This window comes from uncultured Campylobacter sp. (assembly GCF_938030785.1).
Lineage (GTDB): Bacteria > Campylobacterota > Campylobacteria > Campylobacterales > Campylobacteraceae > Campylobacter_B.
In genome coordinates, this window is sequence record NZ_CALHIK010000008.1 from 1 (window position 1) to 2,126 (window position 2,126).

The 2,126-nt window shown below is 49.0% G+C and carries 2 protein-coding genes; one reads left to right on the forward strand and one right to left on the reverse strand.

Features of this window, described 5'->3' with window-relative positions; translation table 11 throughout:
• The first annotated feature begins 272 nt into the window (after nt 1–272).
• Nucleotides 273–467 (forward strand): hypothetical protein, encoded by a 195-nt coding sequence (locus Q0438_RS00605; RefSeq protein ID WP_299186144.1) that lies wholly within the window; start codon nt 273–275, stop codon nt 465–467.
• A 132-nt stretch (nt 468–599) separates the two neighbouring features.
• Here Q0438_RS00605 and Q0438_RS00610 read toward each other — a convergent pair whose 3' ends face one another.
• Complete coding sequence (locus Q0438_RS00610; protein WP_299186145.1) at nt 600–1,409, reverse strand: M48 family metallopeptidase; 810 nt, start codon at nt 1,407–1,409, stop codon at nt 600–602.
• Nucleotides 1,410–2,126 lie beyond the last annotated feature (717 nt).

The following is a 2,126-nucleotide window of genomic DNA, read 5'->3' on the forward strand; positions in this document are numbered from 1 at the left end:
GAACTGTCCGTGTCCAAATTTCTTATCCTTTGAAATTTAAAAATAAATATTTTGCGATTATATCTAAAAACGCTTTAAAATCCAAAAGGCGCGGAAAATTCTTCACGCCGGCTCGTAGAATTTTGCGGAATTGAATTCTTTACGCGCAGAATTTCATCTGCCCGCGCGAGACTTGCCGCTACGCAAAGACGCTGAAATCCTGCCGCCCAGCCGAATAAATTTTATTTTTGCGCCCGATTGCGGCTGTAAAATTTTATCTGTATACGGTCGCGATGAAATTCTATCTGCGCTTGAAGGGGCAAAATTTTACTCTAAATTCCATCGCGCTTAAAATCGTAAAATTTCGCGCCGTAAAATTCTGTAGCGACGGACATTTCGGCCTCCTATACGGCGAAATTTCGCCTAGTGCTTATGTTTTAAAAGATGAAATTTTATCTCGGCGCGATTTTGTTTATCGCGCGTTTTAACGGAATTTTGCGGCGATTTAGGATTTTGCGCCGCGACAAGCTTTTGTCGCGACGGAGCTTCGGCGCGGCGGCTGAAGTGGATAAAATCCTAACGCCGCGCGAAAAGCTCTTTTGAGATTTTAAATTGCGAGGTTATTTATTTCTCGCGGCGGCCTCGTAAAGCGGCAGAACTTTCGGCATCACCTCTTTTAGATCGGCGATACGATCTTCGTTTGAGGGGTGCGTGGACATAAATTTAAGCGGATGGCTCTCATTTAGCTTGTTCATCTTCTCCCAGACGTTTATCGCCGCTCGCGGGTCGTATCCTGCGCGCGCCATCAGCTCGACGCCCATCAGATCGGCCTCCGTCTCATGCGTGCGCGAAAACGGCAGCGTGAATGTGTATTGTGCCGCCATATTTAGCGCGCTCGCGCCCAGATCGCCCAGCCCAGCCACTTGGCTGACGGTGAAAATTCCTACATTTTTAAGCTGATCGCTGGACGCCTGCTCGCGGCTGTGCTCGCGTAGCGCGTGCGACATCTCGTGCCCTACGATAGCGGCCAGTTCGGCGTCGGTGAGCTTGAGCTTATCGATGATGCCCGTATATACGACGATGCGGCCGCCAGGCATACACCAAGCGTTGATCGTTTGGTCGTTGATGACATTAACCTGCCAGTTCCATTTCAGTGCGTCTTTTCTAAACACCCCGACCTGCTTGATCAGCCTGCTTGCGATCTGCCTTACGCGCGCGGTTTGCGTGGCATTGGTGTTTAGGACTTTGTCGTGGTTTGCCTTTGCGATTATCTGTTTGTATGCAACCGCCGCGCTTTGATCCATTTCGGCTTCGCCTACGGTGAATAGCTGGCTGCGATCCGCGCCGACGACGCCGCTTTGCGTAGTGCTTGCACAGCCGCTAAAAAGCATCATCGCGACGAACGATATTAAAAGAGCTAATTTTTTCATCTTTTCTCCTTGTAATTTTGCGGCGATTTTAGCAAAATTTGGTTAAATTCTTGCAATTTCGATTTTATTAGACGTTTTGTTTGTCTGGACGGCTCGTTTTGCGAACGTATAGGCGGCGCGGAATTTACGCTACGCGGGATAATTTTTCGCTAAATTTGAACACCGGCTGAACCGCACGGCATTAAATTTAATGAAATTTCGACGCTAAATTTAGCCTAGCGCACAATTCGGCTTAAATTTTAAATACGCGTTGCTCGTTCGTTTAGGTTCAATGTAAACGGCGAAAACAAGCGCTGGACTAGTTCCCGCAAACTACGGCGCTGGTCGTCAAATAGGGCTTTCGCCGTGTTGCTATCGCTTGGCACATTTGCGAGCGAAATTTAGCTTGAGCTCGTTTTTGCACCACTTTGAGTTGAGCGTTTGCCGTACCCTACTTCGGTGCACGAATGTAGCTACAAAGCTCCTCTTTGCGCGTTTAGGCGACGAGACGGGGGCGCCGGAGCGGGCTCTATGTGTTCCGCTGCCTCGCAAAGCCCGCTTTTACGGCGTCTACGCGCGATTAGTCCTTTTTAGACTTTAGCTTGGCGATCGTCTCTTTTGCGGCCTCGTAAGCCTTGGCGCTCATCTCGCGCGCCCTTTCGCTTACGTTTTTAGCGACATCAGAGCTTTTTAGCTCGGCAAATTTTTGGCTCATCTTCTTTTCAAATTCGCTAAGCT

Coding starts and splice junctions, on each gene's coding strand:
- Q0438_RS00605 (WP_299186144.1), top strand. CDS start 273: ATGAAATTCTATCTGCGCTTGAAGGGGCAAAATTTTACTCTAAATTCC.
- Q0438_RS00610 (WP_299186145.1), bottom strand. CDS start 1,409: ATGAAAAAATTAGCTCTTTTAATATCGTTCGTCGCGATGATGCTTTTT.